At 71.0% G+C, this 25536-nt stretch carries 26 protein-coding genes and 1 pseudogene; 5 read left to right on the forward strand and 22 right to left on the reverse strand.

All coding sequences use genetic code 11. From position 1 onward, the window contains the following. Positions 1–30: 30 nt before the first annotated feature. The 4 genes from AB0M18_RS04075 to AB0M18_RS04090 all read right to left on the reverse strand — a co-directional run bounded on the left by AB0M18_RS04075 (position 31) and on the right by AB0M18_RS04090 (position 4595). Positions 31–2649, reverse strand: coding sequence for an ATP-binding protein (locus AB0M18_RS04075; RefSeq protein WP_365755231.1), 2619 nt, complete (start codon positions 2647–2649; stop codon positions 31–33). A gap of 228 nt (positions 2650–2877) precedes the next feature. After that, positions 2878–3201 (reverse strand): STAS domain-containing protein, encoded by a 324-nt coding sequence (locus tag AB0M18_RS04080; RefSeq protein ID WP_365755232.1) that lies wholly within the window; start codon positions 3199–3201, stop codon positions 2878–2880. Between the two features lie 222 nt (positions 3202–3423). Continuing rightward, complete coding sequence (locus AB0M18_RS04085) at positions 3424–4272, reverse strand: 3-hydroxyacyl-CoA dehydrogenase family protein (protein ID WP_365755233.1); 849 nt, start codon at positions 4270–4272, stop codon at positions 3424–3426. 179 nt (positions 4273–4451) lie between these two features. Then, a complete protein-coding gene (locus AB0M18_RS04090; RefSeq protein WP_365755234.1) occupies positions 4452–4595 on the reverse strand; it encodes a hypothetical protein in 144 nt (47 codons plus the stop codon). Positions 4596–4624: 29 nt separating this feature from the next. Here AB0M18_RS04090 and AB0M18_RS04095 point away from each other — a divergent pair. Together AB0M18_RS04095 and AB0M18_RS04100 are read left to right on the forward strand one after the other, a co-directional pair. Beyond that, positions 4625–4720 (forward strand): annotated as a pseudogene (locus AB0M18_RS04095) (ABC transporter permease); the annotation flags it as partial. A 13-nt stretch (positions 4721–4733) separates the two neighbouring features. Further along, positions 4734–5306, forward strand: a complete 573-nt coding sequence (locus tag AB0M18_RS04100) for a cob(I)yrinic acid a,c-diamide adenosyltransferase (protein ID WP_365755235.1) — start codon at positions 4734–4736, stop codon at positions 5304–5306. Here the strand turns inward: AB0M18_RS04100 and AB0M18_RS04105 are convergent. Beyond that, entirely contained in the window at positions 5226–5858 is a 633-nt protein-coding gene (locus AB0M18_RS04105) for a hypothetical protein (RefSeq protein ID WP_365755236.1), read from the reverse strand. The genes AB0M18_RS04100 and AB0M18_RS04105 overlap by 81 nt on opposite strands. Positions 5859–6021: 163 nt before the next feature. Here AB0M18_RS04105 and AB0M18_RS04110 point away from each other — a divergent pair, with 163 nt between their 5' ends. The 3 genes from AB0M18_RS04110 (at position 6022) to AB0M18_RS04120 (ending at position 9863) form a co-directional block, all read left to right on the forward strand. Beyond that, positions 6022–7221, forward strand: coding sequence for a histidine kinase (locus AB0M18_RS04110; protein ID WP_365755237.1), 1200 nt, complete (start codon positions 6022–6024; stop codon positions 7219–7221). After that, positions 7218–7892: a response regulator transcription factor gene (locus AB0M18_RS04115; RefSeq protein WP_365755238.1), complete on the forward strand. Its 675-nt coding sequence runs from the start codon at positions 7218–7220 to the stop codon at positions 7890–7892. The genes AB0M18_RS04110 and AB0M18_RS04115 overlap by 4 nt, the downstream gene beginning before the upstream one ends. A 210-nt stretch (positions 7893–8102) precedes the next feature. Next, on the forward strand, positions 8103–9863 hold the full coding sequence (locus AB0M18_RS04120; RefSeq protein ID WP_365755485.1) for a glycoside hydrolase family 18 chitinase: 1761 nt from the start codon (positions 8103–8105) through the stop codon (positions 9861–9863). Here AB0M18_RS04120 and AB0M18_RS04125 read toward each other — a convergent pair. The 17 genes from AB0M18_RS04125 to prfA all read right to left on the reverse strand — a co-directional run bounded on the left by AB0M18_RS04125 (position 9860) and on the right by prfA (position 25525). After that, positions 9860–10495 carry a 4'-phosphopantetheinyl transferase superfamily protein gene (locus tag AB0M18_RS04125; RefSeq protein WP_365755239.1) on the reverse strand — a complete coding sequence of 212 codons (636 nt, stop codon included), beginning with the start codon at positions 10493–10495 and terminating at the stop codon, positions 9860–9862. The two genes, AB0M18_RS04120 and AB0M18_RS04125, sit on opposite strands and share 4 nt — an antisense overlap. A 71-nt stretch (positions 10496–10566) precedes the next feature. Then, complete coding sequence (locus tag AB0M18_RS04130) at positions 10567–11013, reverse strand: DUF2550 domain-containing protein (RefSeq protein WP_365755486.1); 447 nt, start codon at positions 11011–11013, stop codon at positions 10567–10569. 145 nt (positions 11014–11158) lie between these two features. After that, the gene (locus tag AB0M18_RS04135; protein WP_365755240.1) at positions 11159–11533 is read right to left on the reverse strand and encodes a F0F1 ATP synthase subunit epsilon; all 375 of its coding nucleotides are present in this window, start codon (positions 11531–11533) and stop codon (positions 11159–11161) included. Positions 11534–11643: 110 nt separating this feature from the next. Then, complete coding sequence (gene atpD, locus AB0M18_RS04140; protein ID WP_365755241.1) at positions 11644–13086, reverse strand: F0F1 ATP synthase subunit beta; 1443 nt, start codon at positions 13084–13086, stop codon at positions 11644–11646. Beyond that, positions 13086–14003: a F0F1 ATP synthase subunit gamma gene (locus tag AB0M18_RS04145; protein WP_365755242.1), complete on the reverse strand. Its 918-nt coding sequence runs from the start codon at positions 14001–14003 to the stop codon at positions 13086–13088. The genes atpD and AB0M18_RS04145 overlap by 1 nt, the downstream gene beginning before the upstream one ends. 20 nt (positions 14004–14023) lie before the next feature. Then, positions 14024–15622, reverse strand: coding sequence for a F0F1 ATP synthase subunit alpha (atpA, locus tag AB0M18_RS04150; RefSeq protein ID WP_365755243.1), 1599 nt, complete (start codon positions 15620–15622; stop codon positions 14024–14026). Positions 15623–15762: 140 nt separating this feature from the next. Continuing rightward, a complete protein-coding gene (locus tag AB0M18_RS04155) occupies positions 15763–16578 on the reverse strand; it encodes a F0F1 ATP synthase subunit delta (protein WP_365755244.1) in 816 nt (271 codons plus the stop codon). Further along, a complete protein-coding gene (locus tag AB0M18_RS04160) occupies positions 16575–17120 on the reverse strand; it encodes a F0F1 ATP synthase subunit B (RefSeq protein WP_265868513.1) in 546 nt (181 codons plus the stop codon). Before AB0M18_RS04160 ends, AB0M18_RS04155 begins: the two co-directional genes overlap by 4 nt. Positions 17121–17161: 41 nt before the next feature. Then, positions 17162–17395, reverse strand: a complete 234-nt coding sequence (atpE, locus tag AB0M18_RS04165) for an ATP synthase F0 subunit C (protein ID WP_010474382.1) — start codon at positions 17393–17395, stop codon at positions 17162–17164. 90 nt (positions 17396–17485) lie between these two features. Then, a complete protein-coding gene (atpB, locus tag AB0M18_RS04170; protein ID WP_365755245.1) occupies positions 17486–18295 on the reverse strand; it encodes a F0F1 ATP synthase subunit A in 810 nt (269 codons plus the stop codon). Positions 18296–18520: 225 nt separating this feature from the next. Continuing rightward, on the reverse strand, positions 18521–18934 hold the full coding sequence (locus AB0M18_RS04175; protein ID WP_365755246.1) for a hypothetical protein: 414 nt from the start codon (positions 18932–18934) through the stop codon (positions 18521–18523). 273 nt (positions 18935–19207) lie between these two features. After that, positions 19208–20554 (reverse strand): MraY family glycosyltransferase, encoded by a 1347-nt coding sequence (locus AB0M18_RS04180; protein ID WP_365755247.1) that lies wholly within the window; start codon positions 20552–20554, stop codon positions 19208–19210. Positions 20555–20661: 107 nt separating this feature from the next. Beyond that, positions 20662–21915, reverse strand: coding sequence for a serine hydroxymethyltransferase (glyA, locus tag AB0M18_RS04185; protein ID WP_365755248.1), 1254 nt, complete (start codon positions 21913–21915; stop codon positions 20662–20664). Between the two features lie 286 nt (positions 21916–22201). After that, positions 22202–22855, reverse strand: a complete 654-nt coding sequence (locus AB0M18_RS04190) for a protein-tyrosine-phosphatase (RefSeq protein WP_365755249.1) — start codon at positions 22853–22855, stop codon at positions 22202–22204. Beyond that, positions 22852–23499 carry an L-threonylcarbamoyladenylate synthase gene (locus tag AB0M18_RS04195; RefSeq protein ID WP_365755250.1) on the reverse strand — a complete coding sequence of 216 codons (648 nt, stop codon included), beginning with the start codon at positions 23497–23499 and terminating at the stop codon, positions 22852–22854. The genes AB0M18_RS04190 and AB0M18_RS04195 overlap by 4 nt, the downstream gene beginning before the upstream one ends. Positions 23500–23533: 34 nt before the next feature. Further along, positions 23534–24379: a peptide chain release factor N(5)-glutamine methyltransferase gene (prmC, locus tag AB0M18_RS04200; RefSeq protein ID WP_365755251.1), complete on the reverse strand. Its 846-nt coding sequence runs from the start codon at positions 24377–24379 to the stop codon at positions 23534–23536. 66 nt (positions 24380–24445) lie between these two features. Beyond that, positions 24446–25525 carry a peptide chain release factor 1 gene (gene prfA, locus AB0M18_RS04205; protein ID WP_365755252.1) on the reverse strand — a complete coding sequence of 360 codons (1080 nt, stop codon included), beginning with the start codon at positions 25523–25525 and terminating at the stop codon, positions 24446–24448. Positions 25526–25536: the final 11 nt, after the last annotated feature.

Genomic DNA, 25536 nt, shown 5'->3' on the forward strand with positions numbered 1-25536 from the left:
GCCCGGGCCCTCGGCGTACCCGTCGAGCCGTCAGGCGGGGGCGCCGGTGGTGGCGGTGGTGGTCGGGCCCTCGGCGCTGCTCGGGGGCTCGGTCGTCGGCGGCGGGGTGGTGGTCGGCGGGTCCGTGGGCGGAGGCGTCGTCGGAGTCGAGGTCGTCCCGGTCGGAGTCGGCGACGGCTTCGGCGATGTCATCGTCGGCTTCGGCGCCGACGACTTCGTCGCCGACCTGCTCGGCGTCGGGCTCCCCGTCGCCGTCGGGGAGCCCGACGGCGTCGGCGAGGTGCCGGCCGTACCGGTCGCGCCCGGGCTCGGGGTGCCGGTCGCGGTCGGGGACGCCGAGTCGGCGGGGCTCGTGGTTGCGTCCTCGGTGGGCTCCGTGTCGTCGCCGCCGTCGTCGATGCCGGCGTCCTGGGTCGCGGTGCTGTCGGAGGTGACCGTGCCGGTGCCGGGGTCGTCGGCGTCGCCGGAGGTGAGGCCCAGGGTGACCACGGTGCCGAGGACGGCGACGAGCACGGCGCCCGCGCCGACGGCGGCCAGGTTGCGGCGGGCCCCGGTGAGGACGCCCTTGCGCAGGCCGCCGCGCTTGGCGGGTTCGCCGTCGGCGGGCGGGCCGACGACGACGGTCGCGGGCTCGTCGGTGAACGACGCGAAGGCGTCCAGGGAGGCCGGGGAGGTGGCCGTCGGGCGCGACGGGGCCGGCGGCGCGAGGGCGGGGAAGGCGGGCTTCACGGGCAGCGGGGCCGCCGCCGGTATGCCGCGCGGCGGCGACGCGGGGCCCTCGCGGCGCGGGAGCGCGGCGGTGCGGGCGGTCTGCTGTCCGGTCTTCTCGATCTGCGGTACGGGGGCGGTGACGGCCGCGGCGGGTTCGGCGGGGGTCGCCGGCCCGGCGTCCACCGGGGTGGCGGCGCCGGTGAGGTCGGCGACCAGGGCGAGGGCGCGGCGGCCGGCGACGGTGCCGCGCTTGTCGGCGAGGGCGCCGCGCATGCCTATGGAGGCCTCGAGTTCGGCGCGGGCCCGCTGGAGACTGCCGCGGCAGAGCGCGAGGACGCCCAACTCGTGGTGGAACCAGGCCTCTTCGGCGACCTCGCCGGCCTGACGGGCGGCTCCCTGGCCGCTGCGCAGGGCCCGCTCCCAGGCACTCCAGTGCAGGCCCGCGGCGAAGGCGGGGGCGGCGGCGCGGGCGAGCAGGACGGCGGTGGCCGGGTGTTCGGGGGCGGTGCCGGGGAGCAGCGCGGAGAGGGCGGCGAGCAGCGAGTCGGCCTCGGCGGTGGCGCGCTCGGGGGTGACCGAGGGGTGGCCGGCCCACCAGGCGTAGTGCTGGGCGACGGTGTGGGCGCGGCCGAGCGGGTCGGGCTCGTAGTTCTGGGCGACCAGCTGGGTGAGGACACCGGCGGCGAGGCGGTAGCGGGTGCCGACCGGGGAGAGCAGTCCGCAGGCCATGAGTTCGCCGACGGCGGCGTCGGCGTGGGTGTCGCCGACCAGCGCGGGCAGGTGGGCCTGGTGCGGGACCTCGCCGCCGAGGGCGACGGCGAGCCGCAGGGCGTCCTGGGCGGCGCGGCTGAGCCGGGAGGCGAGCAGCACGGCGGGGGCGGCGCCCTCGCCGAGGCTGGGCAGGGGCACCTCGCGCAGTTCGACGTCGGGGTCGTCCCCGGCGGTGGCCGGATCCATGGCGGTGGCGGTGGCGGGCGCGGGGCTGCCGCCGGGGGTGCCGAAGGCCTCCTCCAGGGCGCCGAAGGCGTCGAACTCGGCGGGGCGGACGCGCAGCTTGTCGCGCTGCCGGAGCAGGGCGCCGGCCTGGACGAAGCGCAGCGGCAGGCCCTCGGACTCGAACCAGAGGTCGCCGGCCCAGTTGACCTCGTCCTCGGTGAGGGCGCGGCCGGTGGCGTGCTCCAGGAGTTCGGCGGCGGCGGCGCGGCCGAGTCCGGACAGCTCGACCTCTTCGAGGCCGGCGTCGGCGGAGGGCGCGGGGGTGTCGGGGGTGGCGGCGAAGAGGAAGGCGCAGTCGGGGGTGGCGGCGAGCAGTTCGTCGAGGGCGGCGCCGCCGAGCTCCAGGTCGTCGACGAGGACGATGGCGCCGATGCCGCGGACCTCCAGGAGGAGTTCCTCGCGGTCGGGCCGGAAGCCGGGCGCGTACTGGACGGCCTGGAAGAGCTCGTAGAGCAGGTCGGTGGGGGTGCGGTGGTGGCCGGAGAGCCGGACGACGCCGTCGGGGGCGATCTTGCCGCACTCGGCGGCGACCGCGTCGAGGAGCCGGGTGCGGCCGGAGCCGGCCGGGCCGGTGAGCCGGGCGGAGCGGCCCCGGGTGAGGTGCTGCACGAGCGTGTCGCGCTGCTCGTCGCGTTCGAGCAGCGGCAGGACGGGCGCCGCGGGGCCCGGCGGTACGGGCGGGGTGGCGGCGCGGGCGGACTCGACGCGCTCCTGTGTGGTCCGGCGCCGCGGGGCCTTGGGCAGATCCGCCGGCGGGCAGACCTCGATCTCGCTGCCGTCGAGCGGGTTGACGGTGAGCAGGAGGCCGCCGGAGACCAGCCGGGCGGTGCGCACGCGGGCGGGGGCGGTGGACACGGGGGCGGGTGCGGCGGGTGCGGGGCGGACGTCCTCGCCCTCGGCGGCGTGACCGTACTCCTCCGGTCCCCGGTTGATCGGGTCCATGGTCCAAGCTCCCAAGCGGCGGGCGATGTGCAGGCGAGCCGACCCTAGACGGTTGTCCGGTTCCCGTGAACATCCGGGGTGCGGTGGAGACCAAGACGTCACGGTCTTGTGAGGATTGGGTGTGACGCGTGGTTCGCACAGGTGCTTCACAGCCGCGTGTCGCGGCCGTGACCTGTGTGTCGTGCGGTGTTCGGACCATGGGCGCTCGGGGCCGGTCGGACGCCGGGATCAGACGCGAGGAAGCGATTCCGCTGCGAGCCCGCCCTCGATCGCGAGGATGCGGTGCAGACGGGTGGCGACGAGGAGGCGCTGCATCTGGGGCGGCACTCCGCGGAGCACGAGCCGGCGGCCGCAGCGGCCGGCCCGGCGGTGCACGCCCATGATGACGCCGAGACCGGTGGCGTCCCAGGAGTCGAGGCCGGTCAGGTCGAGCACGAGGTCGCCGACTCCGTCGTCGACGGCCGTGTGCAGGACCGTTCGGGCGTCAGCCGCGCTACGGACGTCGAGGCGGCCCCCGACGACCAGCTCGGCGTCGTCGCCCCTGATGTGCATATGCGCTCCCCGAGAGTGCTCCGTGTCGTATGCCCGTCTTCGCAACGCTTGACTGTCTGACTGCCGCATCGGCAGAAGCGTTGCGCCTTGTAAGCGAACCGATATCGAAATTCACCCCTGGGGGCGATGGCGCCGGGGCGGTCGGACCCCAGTGCGGAATCGGTACGCGCCACCCCGGCTTCGGGACGTGCCGTGTGGCACGCCCCGCGTTCGGCCGCGATGTCAGTACGTGTAGAAGCCCTGCCCGCTCTTGCGGCCGATGTCACCCGCGTCCACCATCCGGCGCATCAGCTCCGGCGGCGCGAACTTCTCGTCCTGGGACTCCGTGTAGATGTTGTTCGTGGCGTTGACCAGGATGTCGACGCCGGTGAGGTCGGCGGTGGCGAGCGGGCCCATCGCGTGACCGAAGCCCAGCTTGCAGGCGATGTCGATGTCCTCGGCGGTGGCCACGCCCGACTCGTAGAGCTTGGCGGCCTCGACGACGAGCGCCGAGATGAGTCGGGTGGTGACGAAGCCGGCCACGTCGCGGTTGACGACGATGCAGGTCTTGCCGACGGACTCGGCGAACTCCCGCGCGGTGGCGAGGGTGGCGTCGCTGGTCTTGTAGCCGCGGACGAGCTCGACGAGCTGCATCATCGGGACCGGCGAGAAGAAGTGGACGCCGACCACGGCCTCCGGGCGCTCCGTCACCGCGGCGATCTTGGTGATCGGGATGGCGGAGGTGTTGGAGGCGAGGACCGCGCCGTCCTTGGCGATCTTGTCGAGGGAGCGGAAGATCTCGTGCTTGACCTCGAGCTTCTCGAAGACCGCCTCGACCACGATGTCCGCGTCGGCGACGGCGTCGAGCTCGGTGGTGGCGGTGATCCGCCCGAGCGCGGCCTCGGCCGCGGCGGCCTCCATCTTCCCCTTGGCGACGAAGCGCTCGTACGAGGCCTTGACGGCGTCCGTGCCCCGGGTCAGCGCGGCGTCGGTGACGTCGCGCAGCACGACGTCCCAGCCTGCCTGGGCCGAGACCTGCGCGATGCCGGACCCCATGAGTCCGGCTCCGATGACGGCGAGCTTCCTGGCCACTGATTCCACCCCTCATCGCCTTAACGGCTGTTCACTTCTGGCTCTTCGGCGGAGATTAGCGGGCGGCGGGCGCCATGTGACCGCTAAGTAAGCCACGTCACGCCCGGTTTGACGGACGTCACACTCACGACACCCCGGCGGGGGTGCGGGGCGGCCTTCCCGAGGGGGCCGGCGGCGGCTCAGCCGGCCGGGCGCACCGCGTAGTCGAGCACGGCCTCGCCGAGCAGGTCCTCGGGCCCGGCGCCGGCCTCCTCGGGCCCGGCGCCGGCCTCCTCCCGCAGGGCGGCGACGGTGTTCCGGCGGACCTCCTGCTGGAGGGCCATGAGCCGGGCCTGGAGGGCGGGGGCCCCGGTCAGCGACGATGCTGTACGGGGTGCTCGTCGCCCTCGGACTCACGGCGCTCGCCGTGACGGTCGGCACACGCACGTTCCGCACGGCCGGCGCGTAACTACGCTGGACTCATGGTCAATCTGACGCGCATCTACACCCGCACCGGCGACAAGGGCACCACCGCCCTCGGCGACATGAGCCGGACCGCCAAGACCGATCTGCGGATCTCGGCCTACGCCGACGCCAACGAGGCCAACGCCGTCATCGGCACGGCCATCGCCCTCGGGCAGCTCGACGAGGACGTGGTGAAGGTCCTCGTCCGCGTCCAGAACGACCTGTTCGACGTGGGCGCCGACCTGTCGACCCCGGTGGTGGAGAACCCGCAGTACCCGCCGCTGCGCGTCGAGCAGGCGTACATCGACAAGCTGGAGGCGGACTGCGACCTCTTCCTGGAGCGGCTCGACAAGCTGCGCTCCTTCATCCTGCCCGGCGGCACGCCCGGTGCGGCGCTGCTGCACCAGGCGTGCACGGTGGTCCGGCGGGCCGAGCGGTCCACGTGTGCGGCGATGGAGGTGCACGGGGAGACGATGAACCCGCTCACCGCCACGTACCTCAACCGGCTGTCAGACCTGCTCTTCATTCTGGCGAGGATCGCGAACCGTGAGGTCGGGGACGTGCTCTGGGTCCCGGGCGGGGACCGCTGACGGGTCCGCCGGCGCGTCCTTCGGGGCCTTCCTCGGCCAGAGCGCGTACGACAGCGCGATCAGGCCGTGGATGCCGGCCGCGCGCCAGGCGGCCCCCATCCAGGCCCACAGCGACTCGGTGCTGCCGTCGGAGCCGACGTACCAGACGGCGAGGAGCAGCAGGACCGTCGCGACGACCGCGGCGACCGCCGTGCCCAGCCACACCTTCCCCTCGTGGCGGGCGCGGGCCCTGCCGTAGCGCGGCGGCTTCACCGGCGGCGGGCCGCCCGCCAGGCGGTGGGCGGCATGCCCGTCGAGCCACGTCACCGTGCGGTGGCCGTGGCCGACGGTGTAGCCGATGTAGAGCGCGGCGAGGCCGTGCTCCCAGCTCGGGTCGGCGCCGTTCCTGAGGTCGATCGCGGTGGCCACGAGCAGCACGACCTCCAGGAGCGGCTCGCAGAGCAGCAGGGCGAGGCCGGTGCGCGGCATCCGCAGGAGATAGCGGGCGGCGAGTCCGGCGGTGAGCAGGACCCAGAATCCGACCTCGCAGATCACGATCAGCGTGACGATCACGGGACTCCCCTTTCGGTACGGCGCCCGGTACCTCTCCAGGCTTCCGTGCGGCCCGGCCCCGCGCGTCGTCGGCGCTGACGAACCGCGCCTACATCCTTCGACGGAGGGGCGGCTCGGCCCGGACGAGGACGCCGGGGCCGTAGCCACCGTGTTGGATGGAGACGTGCGCCTTCCCCGCCCCCACCGCGACGACCTGCTGATCGCCCTCGCCGGACTGGTCGGCGGTCTGGTCCTGTGGTTCTTCGGTCTGTACGTGACCGGTGACCGGGTCGTCGAGGCGCGCTGGGCCACGCTGGTCCCGCTGACGGTGATGTCGGCGATGGAGGCGCTGCGGCGCACCGCCCCGCGCACCGCGCTGATCGTCGGCACGCTCGCCATCGCGGCGGACCAGTTCACCAACGGCAATCTCGCCACCGTGCTGATGTTCACGGACGTGGTCTACGCGTCCGTGGTGTACGGCCCGCCGGCCTCGGCCCGGCGCATCCCGTACACCACCGGTCTGATCACCGTGGGGATCACGGTGGGGCTGCTGATCTGGTGGCAGAACGCGATCGCGCTGCTCGTGGGCGTGCTCTCCGGCATGATCTCCTTCCTGCCGGCGGTCACCGGGGCCGTCGTGCGCAACCACCGGCAGGCCGCCGACGCCGCCCGGCTGCGGGCCGAGCAGACGGCGCTGCTCGCCGAGATGGACCGGGTGCAGGCGGTGACCGCCGAGCGCAGCCGGATGGCCCGTGAGCTGCACGACATGGTCGCCAACCATCTGTCGGCCATCGCGATCCACTCCACCGCCGCACTGTCCCTGGACGACGCGGCCACCACCCGGCAGGCACTGACGGTGATCCGGGAGAACAGCGTGGACGGCCTCGCGGAGATGCGCCGGCTGATCGGGCTGCTGCGGGACGGCAGCGGGGACGCCGAGCCGGCCGCCGCGCCGACCCTGGCGGGTCTTGAGGCGCTGCTCGCGCAGGCCCGCGTCAACGGGAAGTCCAGCGGTCTGGCCTTCGCCCTGGAGGACCGCCGCCCGGCGAGCGGCGCGGAGCCGCTGCCGGCGCCGGTCGAGCTGGCCGCGTACCGAATCGTGCAGGAGTCGCTGACCAACGCCCTCAAGCACGCCGCCCCGGGCACGGTCGCCGTGCTCCTGGCCCGTGACGCGCGGGCCCTCACGGTGCGGGTGACCAGCCCGTTCGGCGACCGGCCCGGGCCGCGCGCGCCGGGCTCGGGGGCCGGTCTGGTGGGGATGCGCGAGCGGGTGGCGCTGCTCGGCGGCGAGTTCGAGGCGGGGCCGGTGTCCGCGGGCGACGGGACGAAGACCTGGCAGGTGCGGGCGGTGCTGCCCGCGGAGGAGAGGACACCGGACGCATGACGGACGCCACAGACGCCACGGGGGCCCGGACGATCCGGGTCGTGGTCGCCGAGGACCAGAGCGCGGTGCGCGCCGGGCTCGTGCTGATCCTGGGCAGCGCGCCCGACATCGACGTCGTGGGCGAGGCGGCGGACGGGGAGCGGGCCGTCGAGCTGGCCCGCGAACTGCGCCCGGACCTGGTCCTGATGGATGTGCAGATGCCGAAGCTGGACGGGGTGTCGGCGACCCGCCAGGTGGTGGCCGAGGGACTCGCGGACGTCCTCGTCCTCACCACCTTCGACCTCGACGAGTACGTGTTCGGGGCGCTGCGCGCTGGCGCGTCCGGCTTCCTCCTGAAGAACACGGACGCCCGCGACCTCATCGAGGCGGTACGGACGGTGGCGCGCGGCGAGGGGCTGATCGCCCCGGCGGTGACCCGACGCCTCATCGCCGAGTTCGCGGCCCCGCGCCGCCCCGAGCCCAGGGTCGATCCGGGCATCGCGGACCGGCTGACCCCGCGCGAGCGAGAGGTCCTCGGGGCGCTCGGCGGAGGCCTGTCGAACGCGGAGATCGCGGTGCGGCTCGACATGGCGGAGGCCACGGTGAAGACGCACGTCAGCAAGGTGCTCGGGAAGCTGGGACTGCGCAGCCGGGTCCAAGCGGCCGTGCTGGCCCAGGAGTTGGGGATCTGAGAGTACGCATTCCGACGTTGGTCTGGACCTCTTGACGGCTGGTCCAGACCTTTCTACGCTCGCGGGGCGCGCACCTTTCCGGACCACCCCCACCCCTTGTCGTCCGCAACTTGAGGAGCACCGTTGAGCACTCAAGCACCGACGCGCAGAACAGGCTTCAGACGCCGGGCCGCCGCCGGTCTGACCGCCCTCGTCCTGCCCCTGGCCGCGATGATCGGACTCGCCGCCCCCGCCGAGGCCGCCACCTCCGCGACCGCCACCTACACCAAGACCCAGGACTGGGGCACCGGCTTCGAGGGCAAGTGGACGGTGAAGAACACCGGCACCACCTCGCTCTCCTCCTGGACCGTCGAGTGGGACTTCCCCTCCGGCACCGCGGTCACCTCCGCCTGGGACGCCACCGTCACCAGCTCCGGAAACCACTGGACCGCCAAGAACGCCGGCTGGAACGGCACCCTCGCCCCCGGCGCCACCATCTCCTTCGGCTTCAACGGCACCGGTTCGGGCTCCCCGTCGGGCTGCAAGGTCAACGGCGGCTCCTGCGACGGCTCGACCCAGCCCGGCGACAACGCGCCGTCCGCCCCCGGCGCCCCGGTCGCCTCGAACATCACCGACACCTCGGTGAAGCTCACCTGGACCGCGGCCACCGACGACCACGGCATCAAGAACTACGACGTCAAGCGGGACGGCGCCACGATCGCCACGGTCACCGGCCTGACCTACACCAACACGGGCCTGAGCGCCGGCACCGACTACAGCTACACGGTCGTCGCCCGCGACACCATCGACCAGACCGGCCCGGCCAGCGCCGCCACCCCGGTCCGCACCACCGGCGGCGGAGGCGGCACCCCGCCCCCGAACGTCGTGAAGATGGGCTACTTCACCAACTGGGGCGTCTACGGACGCAACTACCACGTGAAGAACATCGTGACCTCGGGCTCCGCGTCCAAGATCACCCACATCAACTACGCCTTCGGCAACGTCACCAACGGCCGGTGCGCCATCGGCGACTCCTACGCGGACTACGACAAGGCGTACACCGCCGACCAGTCCGTCGACGGCGTGGCCGACACCTGGGACCAGCCGCTGCGCGGCAACTTCAACCAGCTGCGCAAGCTGAAGAAGGCCTACCCGAACATCAAGGTCATCTGGTCCTTCGGCGGCTGGACCTGGTCCGGCGGCTTCGGCCAGGCCGTGCAGAACCCGACCGCCTTCGCGCAGTCCTGCTACGACCTGGTGGAGGACCCGCGCTGGGCCGATGTCTTCGACGGCATCGACCTGGACTGGGAGTACCCCAACGCCTGCGGCCTGTCCTGTGACACCAGCGGCCCGAACGCCTTCAAGAACATGATGCAGGCGATGCGCGCCAAGTTCGGCTCCAACGGCATCGTCACCGCGGCCGTCACCGCCGACGCCTCCACCGGCGGCAAGATCGACGCCACCGACTACGCGGGCGCCGCGCAGTACATGAACTGGTTCAACGTGATGACGTACGACTTCTTCGGCGCCTGGGCGGCGCAGGGCCCGACGGCCCCGCACTCCCCGCTGACCTCGTACGCCGGCATCCCGCAGCAGGGCTTCAACTCCGCCGAGGCGATCGCCAAGTTCAAGGCCAAGGGCGTCCCGTCGAACAAGCTGCTGCTCGGCATCGGCTTCTACGGCCGCGGCTGGACCGGCGTCACCCAGTCCGCCCCCGGCGGCACCGCCACCGGACCGGCGCAGGGCACGTACGAGCAGGGCATCGAGGACTACAAGGTCCTCAAGAACTCCTGCCCGGCCAACGGCACCGTCGCCGGCACCGCCTACGCCCACTGCGGCACCAACTGGTGGAGCTACGACACCCCCGCCACCGTCAACTCCAAGATGAGCTGGGCCAAGAACCAGGGCCTCGGCGGCGCGTTCTTCTGGGAGTTCAGCGGTGACACCGGCAACGGCGAGCTCGTCGGCGCCATCAACACCGGTCTGAGCTAGGCGCTTCTCCGGACGATCCGGTGGGGTCCGGCGCCCAGCAGGGCGACGGCCCCCCGGTAGCCGGGACCCGCATCGAGGTCGTACAGGCGCACCGGCGGGTGCGGCTGTACGGCCTCTTCGCCGTTCTCCGGTACGGCCGCCCGGCCGCGCCGGCCGAGCAGCTCGGCCGGCCGGTCGGGGGCGGCCACCGTCAGCCGCGCGGGATCCACCCGCAGCCCCTCCCCCGTCGCCTTCAGCACGGCCTCCTTGCGCACCCAGTACGTGGCGAAGGCGGCCGAGCGCTCCGGCCCGGGCACCCGGTCGAAGACCGCCCGCTCCTCGGCGGACAGCACCGGCAGCGGCAGCTCGGCCGCCGCCTCCGGCACCCGCTCCACGTCCACGCCCACCGGGGCGTCCAGGGACAGCGCGACCGCGACCAGCTCCCCCGAGTGGGAGAGCGAGAACTCCACGGACCCGTCGGTCAGGTACGGCTTGCCGTGCGGGCCCTTGTCGAAGGACAACGAGGACGGCTCCCGGTGCAGCAGCTCGCCCAGGACCGTACGCAGCAGGGCGTGCGCGGTCACGTACTGGGCGCGCACGCGCTCCTCGGTGAGCGACTCGTACACCCGTCGCTCGGCGGCGTCGAGCAGCACCGCCAGATCCCGGGCAACGGAAACGGCCCGGGCGGTCCACACATGGCACTCACCGGGCCGTACAGAAGAAATCAAGCGACGTTCACCCTCTGGCCGGGCGGCGCCGCCTCCAGCCAGGCCAGGAAACCGGTCAGGGCGTCCTCGCTCATCGCCAGCTCCAGGCGCGTGCCGTTCACCCGGCAGCCCTGGATCACGGAGTCCGAGAGCAGCGCGAGCTCCTCCTCGCCCTCCGGCATCCGGCGCTCCAGGACCTCGATGGCCGAGCGCTCCATGACGTGCTTGGGGCGGGGTGCGTACGAGAAGACCCGGAACCAGGCGATCTCGTCACCGCTGTAGCGGGCGACCCCGTAGGACCAGCCCTTGCCGCTGGGGTCCGGGGTGTCCGCCACGGGGCTGCGCAGCGAACAGTCGAAGGTGCCGCCGGCCCGCTGGATGAGTCTGCGGCGCAAGCCGAAGACGAAGAGCCCGATCACCAGCAGTGCGACGACCAGGCCGCACACGAGCAGCGCGAGGAACATCTTCACCGACCTCCTCGCTGCGTCCCGTGACCGGCAGAACCGGCCTGACCGAATACAACCTGCATCTGCATCGCCTCAGCCGCGGCACGGTCTGGATGATTCCAACCGTGCCGCGGCTGAGGTCTGGGGCTCTCGGCGCGGTCCGCTAGCGGACCGCTACCGCGCGCAGCCGGACCTCGGCGCGCCGCTCGGCGGCGGCGTCCTCCTCGGACTTCGCGCGCTCCAGCGCGCGCTCGGCGCGCTGGGCGTCGATCTCGTCCGCCAGCTCGGCGATCTCCGCGAGCAGCGACAGCTTGTCGTCCGCGAAGGAGACGAAACCGCCGTGGACGGCGGCCACGACCGTGCCGCCCTCGCTCGTACGGATCGTCACGGGGCCCGACTCCAGCACACCGAGCAGCGGCTGGTGACCGGGCATGACGCCGATGTCGCCGGAGGTGGTACGCGCGATGACCAGGGTGGCCTCGCCGGACCAGACACTCCGGTCCGCGGCGACCAGCTCGACGTGCAGCTCAGCAGCCAAGGGTGGCTCCTCGGGTCACCACCCGGCGGTGCTGCCGGGTGTTGGGATCAATTCTAGAGGGCGTGGAGAGGGGGGCGGGCGATCCCGCCCCCCTCAGGTGAGCACGGGGCTCAGGAGACGCCGAGCTCCTTGGCGTTGTTCTTGAGGTCCTCAAGACCACCGCACATGAAGAACGCCTGCTCCGGGAAGTGGTCGAACTCACCGTCGCAGATCGCGTTGAACGCGGCGATCGACTCGTCGAGCGGAACGTCCGAACCGTCCACACCGGTGAACTGCTTCGCCGCGTGGGTGTTCTGGGACAGGAAGCGCTCGACACGGCGGGCGCGGTGGACAACGAGCTTGTCCTCCTCGCTCAGCTCGTCGATACCGAGGATCGCGATGATGTCCTGGAGGTCCTTGTACTTCTGCAGGATTCCCTTGACGCGCGTGGCGGCGTCGTAGTGGTCCTGCGCGATGTAGCGCGGGTCCAGGATCCGGGACGTGGAGTCCAGCGGGTCCACGGCCGGGTAGATGCCCTTCTCGGAGATCGGACGGGAGAGAACCGTCGTCGCGTCGAGGTGGGCGAAGGTGGTCGCCGGCGCCGGGTCGGTGAGGTCGTCGGCGGGGACGTAGATCGCCTGCATCGAGGTGATCGAGTGACCACGGGTCGAGGTGATGCGCTCCTGGAGGAGACCCATCTCGTCGGCCAGGTTCGGCTGGTAACCCACCGCGGAGGGCATACGGCCGAGCAGGGTCGACACCTCGGAACCGGCCTGGGTGAAGCGGAAGATGTTGTCGATGAAGAACAGCACGTCCTGCTTCTGCACATCGCGGAAGTACTCCGCCATGGTCAGACCGGCGAGGGCCACACGGAGACGGGTGCCCGGGGGCTCGTCCATCTGGCCGAAGACAAGGGCGGTCTTGTCGAGGACGCCCGAGTCCTCCATCTCCGCGATGAGGTCGTTGCCCTCACGCGTACGCTCACCGACACCGGCGAACACGGAAACACCCTCGTGCAGCTTCGCCACACGCATGATCATTTCCTGGATCAGCACGGTCTTGCCGACACCGGCACCACCGAACAGACCGATCTTTCCACCCTTGACGTACGGGGTGAGAAGGTCGACGACCTTCAGGCCGGTCTCGAACATCTCGGTCTTCGACTCGAGCTGGTCGAACGCCGGGGCCTTGCGGTGGATGGACCAGCGCTCGCCGACCTCGGACTCGGCCTCGGGCTCGTTCAGGATCTGACCCAGCGTGTTGAACACGCGGCCCTTGGTGACGTCGCCGACGGGCACGGTGATGCCGTCGCCGGTGTCCACCACGGGGGCCTGGCGGACCAGGCCGTCGGTGGGCTGCATCGAGATGGTGCGGACGATGCCGTCACCGAGGTGCTGCGCGACCTCGAGGGTCAGCGTCTTGAGCGCGCCCTCCTCGGCCGGGTCGGCGACCTGGACGTGCAGGGCGTTGTAGATCTCCGGCATCGCGTCGACGGGGAACTCCACGTCGACGACCGGGCCGATGACCCGGGCGACGCGGCCCGTGGCGGCGGCCGTCTCAACAGTGGTCGTCATTACTTGTCACTCCCCGCGGTCGCGTCGGCCAGGGCTGCGGTGCCACCGACGATCTCGCTGATTTCCTGGGTGATTTCGGCCTGGCGGGCCGCGTTGGCAAGTCGGGAGAGGTTGTTGATCAAGTCTCCCGCGTTGTCGGTGGCCGACTTCATCGCGCGGCGCGTGGCGGCGTGCTTGGAGGCAGCCGACTGGAGCAGCGCGTTGTAGATCCGGCTCTCGACGTAGCGCGGCAGCAGGGCGTCGAGGACGTCCTCCGCCGACGGCTCGAAGTCGTACAGCGGTCGGAGGGTCTCCGGCTGGCCGGCCTCCTTCGCCACCTCGTCGAGGCTGAGGGGCAGCAGCCGGGCCTCGATCGCCGTCTGGGTCATCATCGAGATGAACTCGGTGTAGACGATGTGGAGCTCGTCCACACCACCCTCGGCCGTGTCCTTCTCGATCGCCTCGATCAGCGGTACCGCGATCTTCTTGGCGTCCGCGTACGTGGGCTCGTCCGTGAAGCCGACCCACGTGTCGCTGAGCTTCCGCTCACGGAAGTTGAAGTGCGCGACGCCACGGCGGCCGACCACGTAGATGTCGACCTCCTTGCCCTCGCCCTCCAGCTTCTTGATGAGCTGCTCCGCCGCCTTGATGGCGTTGGAGTTGAAGGCACCGGCCAGACCGCGGTCGCTCGAGAGGAGCAGGACCGCGGCACGGCTCGGGTTCTCCGACTCCGTGGTCAGCGGGTGCTTGTCGTTCGCGCCCGTGGCCACGGCCGTGACCGCGCGCGTGAGCTCGGTCGCGTACGGAGTCGACGCCTGCACCTTGCGCTGCGCCTTGACGACACGCGAGGCGGCGATCATCTCCATCGCCTTGGTGATCTTCTTCGTCGCGGTGACGGATTTGATGCGACGCTTGTAGACCCGGAGCTGCGCTCCCATGAGTCAGGTCCCTTCCGTCGTCACTTCGAGACGTTGACGGCGGCAGGAGCGTCCTCGCCGAGCAGCTTGCCGTCAGAGGTCTCGAACTGCTTCTTGAACTCCGCGATGGCGTCGGCGACGGCCGTCAGGGTGTCGTCCGACATCTTCTTGCCCTCGCGGATGGAGGTCATGAGGCTCGCGTGGTTCTGGCGCAGGAACGCCAGCAGCTCGGCCTCGAAGCGACGGATGTCGGCGACCGGGACGTCGTCCATCTTGCCGGTGGTGCCGGCCCAGACGGAGACGACCTGGTTCTCGGTCGGCATCGGCTGGTACTGAGCCTGCTTGAGCAGCTCGACCATGCGCTGACCGCGCTCCAGCTGCGCCTTCGACGCGGCGTCCAGGTCGGAACCGAAGGCGGCGAACGCCTCCAGCTCACGGAACTGGGCCAGGTCCACGCGGAGGCGGCCGGCGATCTGCTTCATGGCCGGGTGCTGGGCGGAGCCACCGACTCGGGAGACCGAGATACCGACGTTCAGGGCCGGACGCTGGCCGGCGTTGAACAGGTCGGACTCCAGGAAGCACTGGCCGTCGGTGATGGAGATGACGTTGGTCGGGATGAACGCCGAGACGTCGTTGGCCTTGGTCTCGACGATCGGCAGACCGGTCATCGAACCGGCACCCAGCTCGTCGGAGAGCTTGGCGCAACGCTCCAGGAGACGCGAGTGCAGGTAGAAGACGTCACCCGGGTAGGCCTCACGGCCCGGCGGGCGGCGCAGCAGCAGCGACACGGCGCGGTAGGCGTCGGCCTGCTTCGACAGGTCGTCGAAGACGATCAGGACGTGCTTGCCCTGGTACATCCAGTGCTGGCCGATGGCGGAACCGGTGTACGGCGCCAGGTACTTGAAGCCGGCCGGGTCGGACGCCGGGGCGGCGACGATCGTCGTGTACTCGAGCGCGCCGGCCTCTTCCAGGGCGCCGCGGACGGACGCGATGGTCGAGCCCTTCTGGCCCACGGCGACGTAGATGCAGCGGACCTGCTTGTTCACGTCGCCCGAGCGCCAGTTGTCGCGCTGGTTGATGATCGTGTCGACGCACAGCGCGGTCTTGCCGGTCTGACGGTCACCGATGATCAGCTGACGCTGACCACGGCCGACCGGCGTCATGGCGTCGACGGCCTTGTAGCCGGTCTCCATCGGCTCGTGCACCGACTTACGGGCCATAACGCCCGGGGCCTGCAGCTCGAGGGCGCGGCGGCCCTCGGTCGCGATCTCGCCGAGACCGTCGATCGGGTTGCCGAGCGGGTCGACGACGCGACCCAGGTATCCCTCACCGACACCGACGGAGAGGACCTCGCCGGTGCGCTGCACCGACTGTCCCTCCTCGATGCCGCTGAACTCGCCGAGGACGATCGCACCGATCTCGCGCTCTTCGAGGTTCAGCGCGAGACCGAGGGTGCCGTCCTCGAACTTCAGCAGCTCGTTCGCCATGGCCGAGGGAAGACCCTCGACCTTGGCGATGCCGTCGCCGGCCAGGCTGACCGTGCCGACCTCCTCGCGCGAGGCCGCGTCCGGCTGGTACGACTGGACGAAGTTCTCCAGCGCGTCCCGGATCTCCTCCGGCCGGATCGTGAGCTCCGCCATCTGGGTTCCCTGCTCTCCTTGTTGGGCCCGAAGTTTCTTAAGGGGTCTGGGGGCCGACCCCCAGGAATCTTCTGCAATCTCTGCACGGCCCAACCGGGCCGCTTGTGTTGCTGTGTTGCTGTTCTGCTGTGTGGCTGCCGTCAGCCGGCCAGACGGCGGGTCGCCTCGTCGAGACGCTCCGCGATCGTGCCGTCGATGACCTCGTCGCCGACGCGCACCGAGATCCCGCCGAGGACCGCCGGGTCCACGTCCAGGTTCAGGTGCATCGAGCGGCCGTACAGCTTGGCGAGAACGGCACCGAGGCGCTGCTTCTGCTGGTCGGTCAGCGGCACCGCCGAGGTGACGACGGCGACCATGCGGTCCCGGCGCGCCGCGGCGAGCTTGGACAGGGACTCGAGTCCCGACTCCAGGCTACGTCCCCGGGGCTGGGTCACCAGACGGACGACCAGGCGCTCGGTGACGGCGTCGGCCTTGCCGCCGAGCAGACTGCGGAGCAGCTCGCCCTTGGCGGAGGCCGTGGCCTTCTTGTCCGTCAGCGCCGAGCGGAGCTCGGTGCTGGAGGAGACGATCCGGCCGAACCGGAACAGCTCGTCCTCGACGTCGTCGAGGGCGCCCGCCTTCTGGGCGGCGGTGAGGTCGGCGGTGTTCGCCAGCTCCTCGAGACCGTCGACCAGGTCGCGCGACTGCGACCAGCGGGAGCGGACCATTCCGGAGACCAGGTCGACGGCGGGGCCGTCCACCTGACCCGACAGGAGGCGCTGTGCGAGTTCGGCCTTGGCCTCGCCCGCCTGCGCCGGGTCGGTCAGGACCCGACGCAGCGACACCTCGCGGTCGAGCAGCGCGGTGACCGCGGCCAGCTCGCCCGCGAGCCTGCCGGCGTCGACCGACGTGTTGTCGGTCAGCGCGTCGAGGGCCTCGCGTGCGGTGCCCAGTGCTTCACGGCTCGCTCCGTTCATCGGACGGCCTCGGCCTTCTCCTCGAGCTCGTCGAGGAACCGGTCGATGGTGCGGCTCTGGCGGGCGTGGTCCTCAAGGGACTCGCCGACCAGCTTCGCGGCCAGATCCGTGGCGAGCTTGCCGACGTCCTGACGCAGCGCGGCGGACGCGGCCTTGCGGTCGGCCTCGATCTGGGTGTGACCGGCCGCGATGATCTCCTCGCGCTGGCGCTGGCCTTCCGCCTTCATCTCCTGGATGATCGCGGTGCCCTGCTCCGTCGCCTCCTGGCGGAGACGCGCGGCTTCGTGGCGGGCCTCGGCGAGCTGAGCCTTGTACTGCTCCAGCACACTCTGAGCCTCGATCTGGGCCGACTCGGCCTTCTCGATGCCACCCTCGATGGCCTCGCGGCGCTCTTCCAGAACCTTGTTGATGTTCGGGAGGAGCTTCTTGGCGAGGAAGCCGAAGACGATGACGAAGGCGATCAGGCCGATGACGAGCTCGTCGAGATGCGGGATGAGCGGAGGCTGCTCCTCCGCCGCTTCCGCAAGAAGCAGAGCGTTCACATCAGTGCCTTCCGTAAAAAGAATCGGGCTGTCGGTCCGGCTTACTTGTAGACGAAGCCCATGACGATGCCGATGAGGGCGAGCGCCTCACAGAAGGCGAAACCCATGATCTGGTTGGTACGGATCAGGCCGGCCGCCTCGGGCTGGCGGGCGAGGGCCTGGGTGCCGTTACCGAAGATGATGCCGACGCCGACGCCGGGGCCGATGGCCGCGAGGCCGTAGCCGATGGAGGCGACGTTTCCGTTGACGGCGGCGAGAGTCTCGAGAGCGGACATGCCGGTTCTTCCTTCTCTTTCAAGGACCCGGTGGGGGTTGGCCACCGGACGACTGTTGGTAAGGGGTGGTGTTGCTGCTGCCGGGCCGGCTCAGTGGTGCTCGGCGAGCGCGCCCTGGACGTAGCTGCAGGCCAGGAGGACGAAGACGTACGCCTGGACGGCCTGGATGAAGAGCTCGAAGGCGGTCATGATGATGACCATCACGAAGGAGGCGCCGGCGTAGACGAAGCCGAGGCCGTTCATGAGGTACCAGGTGGCCAGCGAGAACATCACGATCAGCAGGTGACCGGCGAACATGTTCGCGAACAGTCGGACCGCGTGCGTGAAGGGCCGGATGATCAGGTTCGAGAAGAACTCGAGCAGCATGATCAGGGGGAGGATCGCGCCCAGCGACTTGTCGTAGCCGAGGATGTTCTTCCAGCCGCCGACGAAGCCGTGCTTCTTGAAGGTCAGCGAGACCCAGACCACGTAGACGATCAGCGCGAGGGCCGCCGGGAAGGCGATCAGCGAGGTGACCGGGAACTGGGCCAGCGGGATGATGGACCAGAGGTTCATGATCCATACGAAGAAGAACAGCGAGACCATGAACGGCACGTACTTCTGGCCGTCCTTCTTGCCGATGATCTCGTAGACGATGCCGCGGCGGACGAAGTCGTAACCGGCCTCGCCGACCATCTGCATCTTGCCGGGGATCAGCTTCGGCTTGTTGAACGCGGCCCAGAAGAAGCCGACGACCACGATCGAACCCAGGATGGCGAGCAGCATCGGCTTGGTGAAGTCGAAGCCGCCCACGGAGAACATGGGCTCGTACATGAACGTGTGCAGCCCCGGCGCCGGGAAGCCACAGGGGGTGAAGATGTGGCAATCCGGGTCGAAGGCAAGCGTCTGGTCAGCACTCACCGCGGGCTCCTTCAGCGTGGCGCATAGGTACGGCAACCTCGTTGTGTCGGCGCGGCACGCAGCCGCGGGTCGGCACTGGACTGGTCTTACGGATAAGGGGGCGGCGGTTCGGCATCGAGCCTCGCGCTGGGACAGGCGCCGCTTCGGATGCCCGCGCCCGCAGTGCCGCAGTTGGCACCGGACGATAGCAGGAAGCCGAACGGCTCTTTATCCCGGCCCTACCCTTCACGACTTCGGTCCCGTTTTGTCGGGCTCGACGTACATGATCTTGGCCTTCATATAGGCCCGGGCCTGGGCGGCGACCCACACGATGGTCGTGGCGAGCAGCGTGAAGGCGAAGGCCTTGAAGTCGAACGCCGAGGTGTCCTTCAACAAGGCCAGGAAGATGAAGAGGACCAGCAGCTGGGCCGTGTAGAGCATGAGCCCCATGGCTTGGAACAGCTGCGGAAGCTTCTTCGCCGTCCGCTGCAGAACCACCAGCCCGATACCCATGAAGAGGAGGACCACCGCGGTGCCGACGACGGCGCCGAGCGCACCCTTGCCACCGGCGACCACACCGCTGACGACCGTGGCGATGACGCCTACGGCGGCGGTGGGCACTGCGGTGTGCAGCAGGGTGCGTGCGTCGTTGGACGGCATGGCGGTGTCTCCGCTTGCTGGTGGGGGCGATGGTGTCGTCAGGGACGAGCGTAAGCCCGGTCCGAGGTGTGTCTCGGGGCCAACAGACCGTCGCACTACGGTCCTTCGGCACTGTCGCCGGGTCTCGTGAACCGTATCACAAACTATTTGAATAGGTCTTTACCCGTGGGTGTGCCAACTCTCACACGTGAGAGTGACCGCGCGCGTGTGTGCACGACAGCGGGGTGAAGTGTCTGGTATTGGACGCGAATACGGCTTTCGTCGACCGGTGCGTCAACCGCGCGCCCCGGCCTTACTCCGGTCGGAGAAGCGCGAACGGTGGCCGATGGCGGTCGCCCCGTTGACTCCGGCCGGCACGGGCTCGCGCTCGGCTGCCACGGGTTCCGTCCCGCCGAGGGCCGCCTCGGCGGTCTCGGCCGCCTCGGCCGACTCCGGGGCCGTCACCAGGTGCGCGCGGCGCCGGTAGCGCGGCGGCACGACCGCCTCGGCCCAGCGCGGGGCGCGCGGCGTGAAGCGCGGCAGCAGGAGCAGCACCAGACCGACCGCGCTCAGGAAGACCACGGAGAGGACGATCCACATCGAGGTCGAGTGGACCGAGTAGGCCAGCGTGCCGAAGGCGATGAGCGCCGACCAGAAGTACATGATCAGCACCGCGCGGCTGTGCGAGTGCCCGATCTCCAGGAGCCGGTGGTGCAGGTGCCCGCGGTCCGCCGCGAACGGCGACTGGCCCTTCCACGTACGGCGCACGATCGCGAGCACCAGGTCGGCCATCGGGATCGCGATGATGGTCAGCGGCAGCACCAGCGGGATGAAGACCGGCAGCGCCGCGTGCGTGGCCGCCTTCGTCGAACCCTCGAAGATCCGCAGCGCGTCGGGGTCGACCTGGCCCGTGATGGAGATGGCGGAGGCGGCCAGGATCAGGCCGATCAGCATCGAGCCGGAGTCGCCCATGAAGATCCGCGCCGGGTGCATGTTGTGCGGCAGGAAGCCCAGGCACATGCCCATCAGGATGGCCGCGAACAGGGTCGCGGGGGCGGCCGCCTCGATGCCGTAGCTGAACCAGATCCGGTACGCGTAGAGGAAGAAGGCGGCGGCGGCGATGCACACCATGCCGGCGGCGAGGCCGTCGAGGCCGTCGACGAAGTTCACGGCGTTGATGGTGAGGACGACCAGGGCGACGGTCAGCAGGGTGCCCTGCCACTGGGTGAGCGCGACCGTGCCGACACCGGGGATGGGCAGCCACAGGATCGTCAGACCCTGCATCACCATCACGCCCGCGGAGATCATCTGCGCGCCGAGCTTGATCAGCGCGTCCAGTTCGAACTTGTCGTCGAGGACGCCGATCAGCCAGATCAGGGCGGCGCCGGAGAGCAGCGCGCGGGGTTCGTTGGACAGCTCGAACACGCTGTTGAGGTTCTGCAGGTGGTCGGCGACGAGCAGGCCGGCGCACAGCCCGAAGAACATGGCGATGCCGCCGAGCCGCGGAGTCGGTTCTCGGTGCACGTCGCGGGCGCGGATCTCCGGCATCGCGCCGGTCGCGATGGCGAACTTCCGCACCGGACCGGTCAGCAGATAGGTCACCGCGGCCGTGACACAGAGCGTCAGCAGGTAATCACGCACGGGCTGCCCCACAGGAATCGCTGGCCATCTCAGCCCCACACCCTAGCCGGGCCGTCCCCATGGTTGAGGACATACGGGTGCCGCGAACGGTTGCGGTGGGGCCCGCTTTACCGGCCATACGGGGGAAATCGCCCGGCCAGCGCGCGTACTTCCGCGCGTACCCGGGCCGTTTCCTCCGCGTCGTCCCGCAACGCGGAAGTGAACAGTGCCGCAATTCTCGCCATCTCCGGGGCGCCCATGCCCTGGGTGGTGACGGCGGCCGTGCCGAGCCGGATGCCGCGGCCGTCGCCGTACGGCAGCGCGCAGGTGTCGAGCACGATGCCGGCGGCGGCGAGCCGGGCGCGGGCGGTGCGCCCGTCGACACCGAGGGGGGCGGGGTCGGCGGTGATGAGGTGGGTGTCGGTACCGCCGGTGGTCAGCGCGAAGCCCTCGGCGGCGAGGGCGGCCGCGAGCACCCGGGCGTGCTCGACCACCTGATGGGCGTACCTGGTGAAGGCCGGGGTGGACGCCTCGCCGAAGGCCACCGCCTTGGCGGCGATCGTGTGCATCTGCGCACCGCCCTGGGAGAACGGGAACACCGCCCGGTCGACCCGCTCGGCCAGCTCGGCCCCGCACAGCAGGAGCCCGCCGCGCGGGCCGCGCAGCACCTTGTGGGTGGTGCCGCAGACGATGTCGGCGTACGGCACCGGGCTCGGCGCCGCGCCGCCGGCGATCAGGCCGAGGGGGTGGGCGGCGTCGGCGATGAGGTACGCGCCGACCTCGTCGGCGATGGCGCGGAAGAGCGGGTAGTCGAGGTGCCGGGGGTAGGAGATGGAGCCGCAGACGATCGCCTTGGGCCGGTGGTGCCGGGCGAGGGCGGCGACCTGCTCGTAGTCGACGAGCCCGGTCTCGGCGTCGACACCGTACGGGACGAAGTCGAACCAGCGGCCGGAGAAGTTCGCGGGCGAGCCGTGGGTGAGGTGCCCGCCGTACGCGAGCCCCATGGCGAGCACGGTGTCGCCGGGGCGGAGGAGGGCGGCGTAGGCGGCGAGCACGGCGGAGGAGCCGGAGTGCGGCTGCACGTTCGCGTGCTCGGCGCCGAAGAGGGAGGTGGCGCGGCTGATGGCGATCCGCTCGGCGGCGTCGACGTACTCGCAGCCGCCGTGGTACCGGGCGCCGGGGTAGCCCTCGGCGTACTTGTTGGCGAGCTGCGAGCCGAGCGCGGCGAGCACGGCGGACGAGGTGAAGTTCTCGGCGGCGATCAGCTGCAGACTGTCCCCCTGCCGCCGCACCTCCCCCAGGATCACGTCGGCGACCTCGGGATCCTGGCGGCGCAGCACGTCGAGCCCGTGCTCGGCTTCGGTGGGAGCGGTGACCGGCATGGCGCACTCCGGGCGTGAGGGGGGACCTGAAACCCCACTCTAGGCACCAGTGCCCCACCCCGCCCCCCGGACTGCTCCACGGGCCGCCAGGGCCCCGCAAGGGGCCCTTCTAGCGGCGCGCCCGCACGCCTGTCAGCGCCGTCACCACGGGATCCAGCGCCTGGTCGAGCCCCTGTCCCCGACGCGCCCCTCGCACTGCTCGGCCCCAGAGGGCCTCACAGGCTTCGAGCCGCTGCGCCGGCCTCCGACCGGCGGTGGGGGGTGCCGGACCGACGACCCGGCGACGTCAGCGGCGCGCCCGCACGCCCGTCAGGGCCGTCACCACGGGATCCAGCGCCTGGTTGATCTCGTCGCCGATCGAGCGGAAGAACGTGATCGGGGCGCCGTACGGGTCGTTCACCTCGTCCGCCTCCAGGGACGGGGCCAGGAGCCACCCGCGTAGAGCGGCGGCAGCGCGGACCAGGGCGCGGGCGCGGTCGACCGTGCCGTGGCCGTCGCGGGGGTCCGGGAGGGTGGCCGGGTCTATGGCGCGGACGAGGCGGGTGAACTCCTTCAGGGTGAAGGTGCGCAGGCCCGCCGAGTGGCCCATCGAGATGACCTGCGCGCGGTGGTCGCGGGTCGCGGTGAGGACCAGGTCGGCGCGGATGACGTGCTCGTCGAGGAGCTCGCGGCCCATGAAGCCGCTGAAGTCCGCGCCGAAGTCCGCGAGGACCTGCTCCGCGTTGGACTCCATCGGGGCGCCCTCGTGGCCCCAGGTGCCCGCGCTCTCCACGATCAGACCGCCGCCCATGGGGTCGCCGAGCCGGTCGATCAGGGCATGGCGGGTCAGCCGCTCGGTGATCGGCGAGCGGCAGACGTTGCCGGTGCTGACGTGGAGGATGCGGAAGGTCTTGCCGTCGTGCTCGTGCCCCGCTATGCCACGCCCCTCAGGGGCGGTCAACTCGCCACCTCGAGGTCGGGTACCACCTTCCGGAGCTCCTCCGCCGTCAGCGCGCCCTCGCGCAGCAGCACCGGCACCTTGCCCGTGACGTCCACGATGGACGACGGCACGTTGCCGGGGGTCGGACCGCCGTCGAGGTACACGGAGACCGAGTCGCCGAGCATGCCCTGCGCCGCGTCGCAGTCCTCCGGCGCCGGGTGGCCGGTGAGGTTCGCCGAGGAGACCGCCATCGGGCCGACCTCGGTGAGCAGCTCGATGGCGACCGGGTGCAGCGGCATCCGGATCGCGACGGTGCCGCGGGTGTCGCCGAGGTCCCACTGGAGCGACGGCTGGTGCTTGGCGACCAGCGTCAGCGCGCCGGGCCAGAACGCGTCGACGAGCTCCCACGCCATCTCGGAGAAGTCGGTGACCAGGCCGTGGAGGGTGTTCGGGGAGCCGATGAGCACGGGCGTGGGCATGTTGCGGCCCCGGCCCTTCGCGGCCAGGAGGTCCGCGACGGCCTCCGAGCCGAAGGCGTCCGCGCCGATCCCGTACACCGTGTCGGTGGGGAGGACGACCAGCTCGCCGCGGCGTACGGCGGACGCGGCCTCACGCAGACCCGTCGCCCGGTCCGTCGCCTCGTTGCAGTCGTATCGCCGAGCCATCAGTCCCGGTCCTCCTCGTACACGTCGAACATCGTCATGGGGTCGCCTTGCGGGCGGTCGCGAAGCGCGGCCGGTTGTTCAGGTCGGGGTGGTCGGCGGCGTCCGCCCAGCCGGCCTCCTCGTTGAAGATCCACGGCACCTGGCCGCCCTGGGTGTCCGCGTGCTCGATGACGACCAGGCCCCCGGGCCGCAGCAGCCGGTGCGCGGTGCGCTCGATGCCGCGGATGGTGTCGAGGCCGTCCTCGCCGGAGAAGAGGGCCATCTCCGGGTCGTGGTCGCGGGCCTCGGGGGCCACGTACTCCCACTCGGTGAGCGGGATGTACGGCGGGTTGGAGATGACCAGGTCGACCTGCCCGTTGAGCTCCGGCAGCGCGGTGAGCGCGTCGCCCTCGTGGAGCGCGACGCGGGAGCCGTCGACGTTCTTGCGGGTCCACACCAGCGCGTCCTCGGACAGCTCCACGGCGTGCACGCGCGAGCGCGGCACCTCCTGGGCGAGCGCGAGCGCGATCGCGCCGGAGCCGGTGCACAGGTCGACGACGAGCGGCTCGACGACGTCCATGGCCCGCACCGCGTCTATGGCCCAGCCGACCACGGACTCGGTCTCGGGGCGCGGCACGAAGACGCCGGGGCCGACCTGGAGCTCCAGGTAGCGGAAGAACGCGCGGCCGGTGATGTGCTGAAGCGGCTCGCGCGCCTCGCGGCGGGCGATGGCCTCCCAGTAGCGGGCGTCGAAGTCCGCGTCCTTGACGTTGTGCAGCTCCCCCCGCTTGACGCCGTGCACGAACGCGGCGAGCTCCTCGGCGTCGAAACGCGGAGAGGGAACGCCGGCGTCGGCCAGCCGCTGGGTGGCCTGGGCCACCTCGGCAAGCAGCAGGTTCACGCTGGTCCTCCGTGGTGCGGGTGGGGCTTTACGAGTACTTACGCGGCCTTGCGCGCTTGCGCGGCCTTACGAGGCGTTGGCGAGCTTCGCCGCCGAGTCCGCGTCCACGCAGGCCTGGATGACCGGGTCGAGTTCGCCGTCGAGCACCTGGTCCAAGTTGTACGCCTTGAAGCCGACGCGGTGGTCCGAGATGCGGTTCTCCGGGAAGTTGTACGTACGGATCTTCTCGGAGCGGTCGACGGTGCGGACCTGGCTGCGACGGGCGTCGGCGGCCTCGGCCTCGGCCTTCTCCTGCGCGGCGGCGAGCAGCCGGGAGCGCAGGATGCGCATCGCCTGCTCCTTGTTCTGGAGCTGGCTCTTCTCGTTCTGGCAGGAGGCGACGATGCCGGTCGGCAGGTGCGTGATGCGGACGGCGGAGTCGGTGGTGTTGACCGACTGGCCGCCGGGGCCGGACGAGCGGTAGACGTCGATGCGCAGGTCGTTGGCGTGGATCTCCACGTCGACCTCCTCGGCCTCCGGGGTGACGAGCACGCCGGCGGCGGAGGTGTGGATGCGGCCGGCCGACTCCGTGGCGGGCACGCGCTGCACGCGGTGCACCCCGCCCTCGTACTTCAGCCGGGCCCAGACGCCCTGGCCGGGCTCGGTGGCACCGTTGCCGCCCTTGGTCTTCACGGCGACCTGGACGTCCTTGTAGCCGCCGAGCTCGGACTCGGTGGCGTCGATGATCTCGGTCTTCCAGCCGATCCGCTCGGCGTAGCGGAGGTACATCCGCAGCAGATCGCCGGCGAAGAGGGCGGACTCGTCGCCGCCGGCGCCGGCCTTGATCTCCAGGATGACGTCCTTGTCGTCGCTGGGGTCGCGCGGGACCAGCAGGAGGCGGAGCTTCTCGGTGAGCTCCTCGCGCTGCTTCTCCAGCTCCTTGACCTCGGCCGCGAAGTCGGGGTCGTCGTGCATCAGCTCGCGCGCGGTCTCGATGTCGTCACCGGTCTGCTTCCAGGAGCGGTAGGTGGCGACGATCGGGGAAAGCTCGGCGTAACGCTTGTTCAGCTTGCGCGCGTTGGCCTGGTCGGCGTGAACCGAAGGGTCGGCGAGCTTCTTCTCGAGGTCGGCCTGTTCGCCGACCAGTTCCTCGACGGCCTCGAACATCGGGGGCTCCT

The sequence above is a fragment of the Streptomyces sp. NPDC051909 genome, assembly GCF_040681095.1.
Lineage (GTDB): Bacteria > Actinomycetota > Actinomycetes > Streptomycetales > Streptomycetaceae > Streptomyces.

Coding starts and splice junctions, on each gene's coding strand:
- AB0M18_RS04120 (WP_365755485.1), top strand. CDS start 8,103: ATGATCGGACTCGCCGCCCCCGCCGAGGCCGCCACCTCCGCGACCGCC.
- AB0M18_RS04100 (WP_365755235.1), top strand. CDS start 4,734: ATGGTCAATCTGACGCGCATCTACACCCGCACCGGCGACAAGGGCACC.
- AB0M18_RS04145 (WP_365755242.1), bottom strand. CDS start 14,003: ATGGGAGCGCAGCTCCGGGTCTACAAGCGTCGCATCAAATCCGTCACC.
- AB0M18_RS04130 (WP_365755486.1), bottom strand. CDS start 11,013: ATGTTCCTCGCGCTGCTCGTGTGCGGCCTGGTCGTCGCACTGCTGGTG.
- AB0M18_RS04075 (WP_365755231.1), bottom strand. CDS start 2,649: ATGGACCCGATCAACCGGGGACCGGAGGAGTACGGTCACGCCGCCGAG.
- AB0M18_RS04155 (WP_365755244.1), bottom strand. CDS start 16,578: ATGAACGGAGCGAGCCGTGAAGCACTGGGCACCGCACGCGAGGCCCTC.
- AB0M18_RS04195 (WP_365755250.1), bottom strand. CDS start 23,499: ATGGCTCGGCGATACGACTGCAACGAGGCGACGGACCGGGCGACGGGT.
- atpE (WP_010474382.1), bottom strand. CDS start 17,395: ATGTCCGCTCTCGAGACTCTCGCCGCCGTCAACGGAAACGTCGCCTCC.
- AB0M18_RS04115 (WP_365755238.1), top strand. CDS start 7,218: ATGACGGACGCCACAGACGCCACGGGGGCCCGGACGATCCGGGTCGTG.
- AB0M18_RS04175 (WP_365755246.1), bottom strand. CDS start 18,934: ATGCCGTCCAACGACGCACGCACCCTGCTGCACACCGCAGTGCCCACC.
- AB0M18_RS04080 (WP_365755232.1), bottom strand. CDS start 3,201: ATGCACATCAGGGGCGACGACGCCGAGCTGGTCGTCGGGGGCCGCCTC.
- prfA (WP_365755252.1), bottom strand. CDS start 25,525: ATGTTCGAGGCCGTCGAGGAACTGGTCGGCGAACAGGCCGACCTCGAG.
- glyA (WP_365755248.1), bottom strand. CDS start 21,915: ATGCCGGTCACCGCTCCCACCGAAGCCGAGCACGGGCTCGACGTGCTG.
- atpA (WP_365755243.1), bottom strand. CDS start 15,622: ATGGCGGAGCTCACGATCCGGCCGGAGGAGATCCGGGACGCGCTGGAG.
- atpD (WP_365755241.1), bottom strand. CDS start 13,086: ATGACGACCACTGTTGAGACGGCCGCCGCCACGGGCCGCGTCGCCCGG.
- AB0M18_RS04090 (WP_365755234.1), bottom strand. CDS start 4,595: ATGGCCCTCCAGCAGGAGGTCCGCCGGAACACCGTCGCCGCCCTGCGG.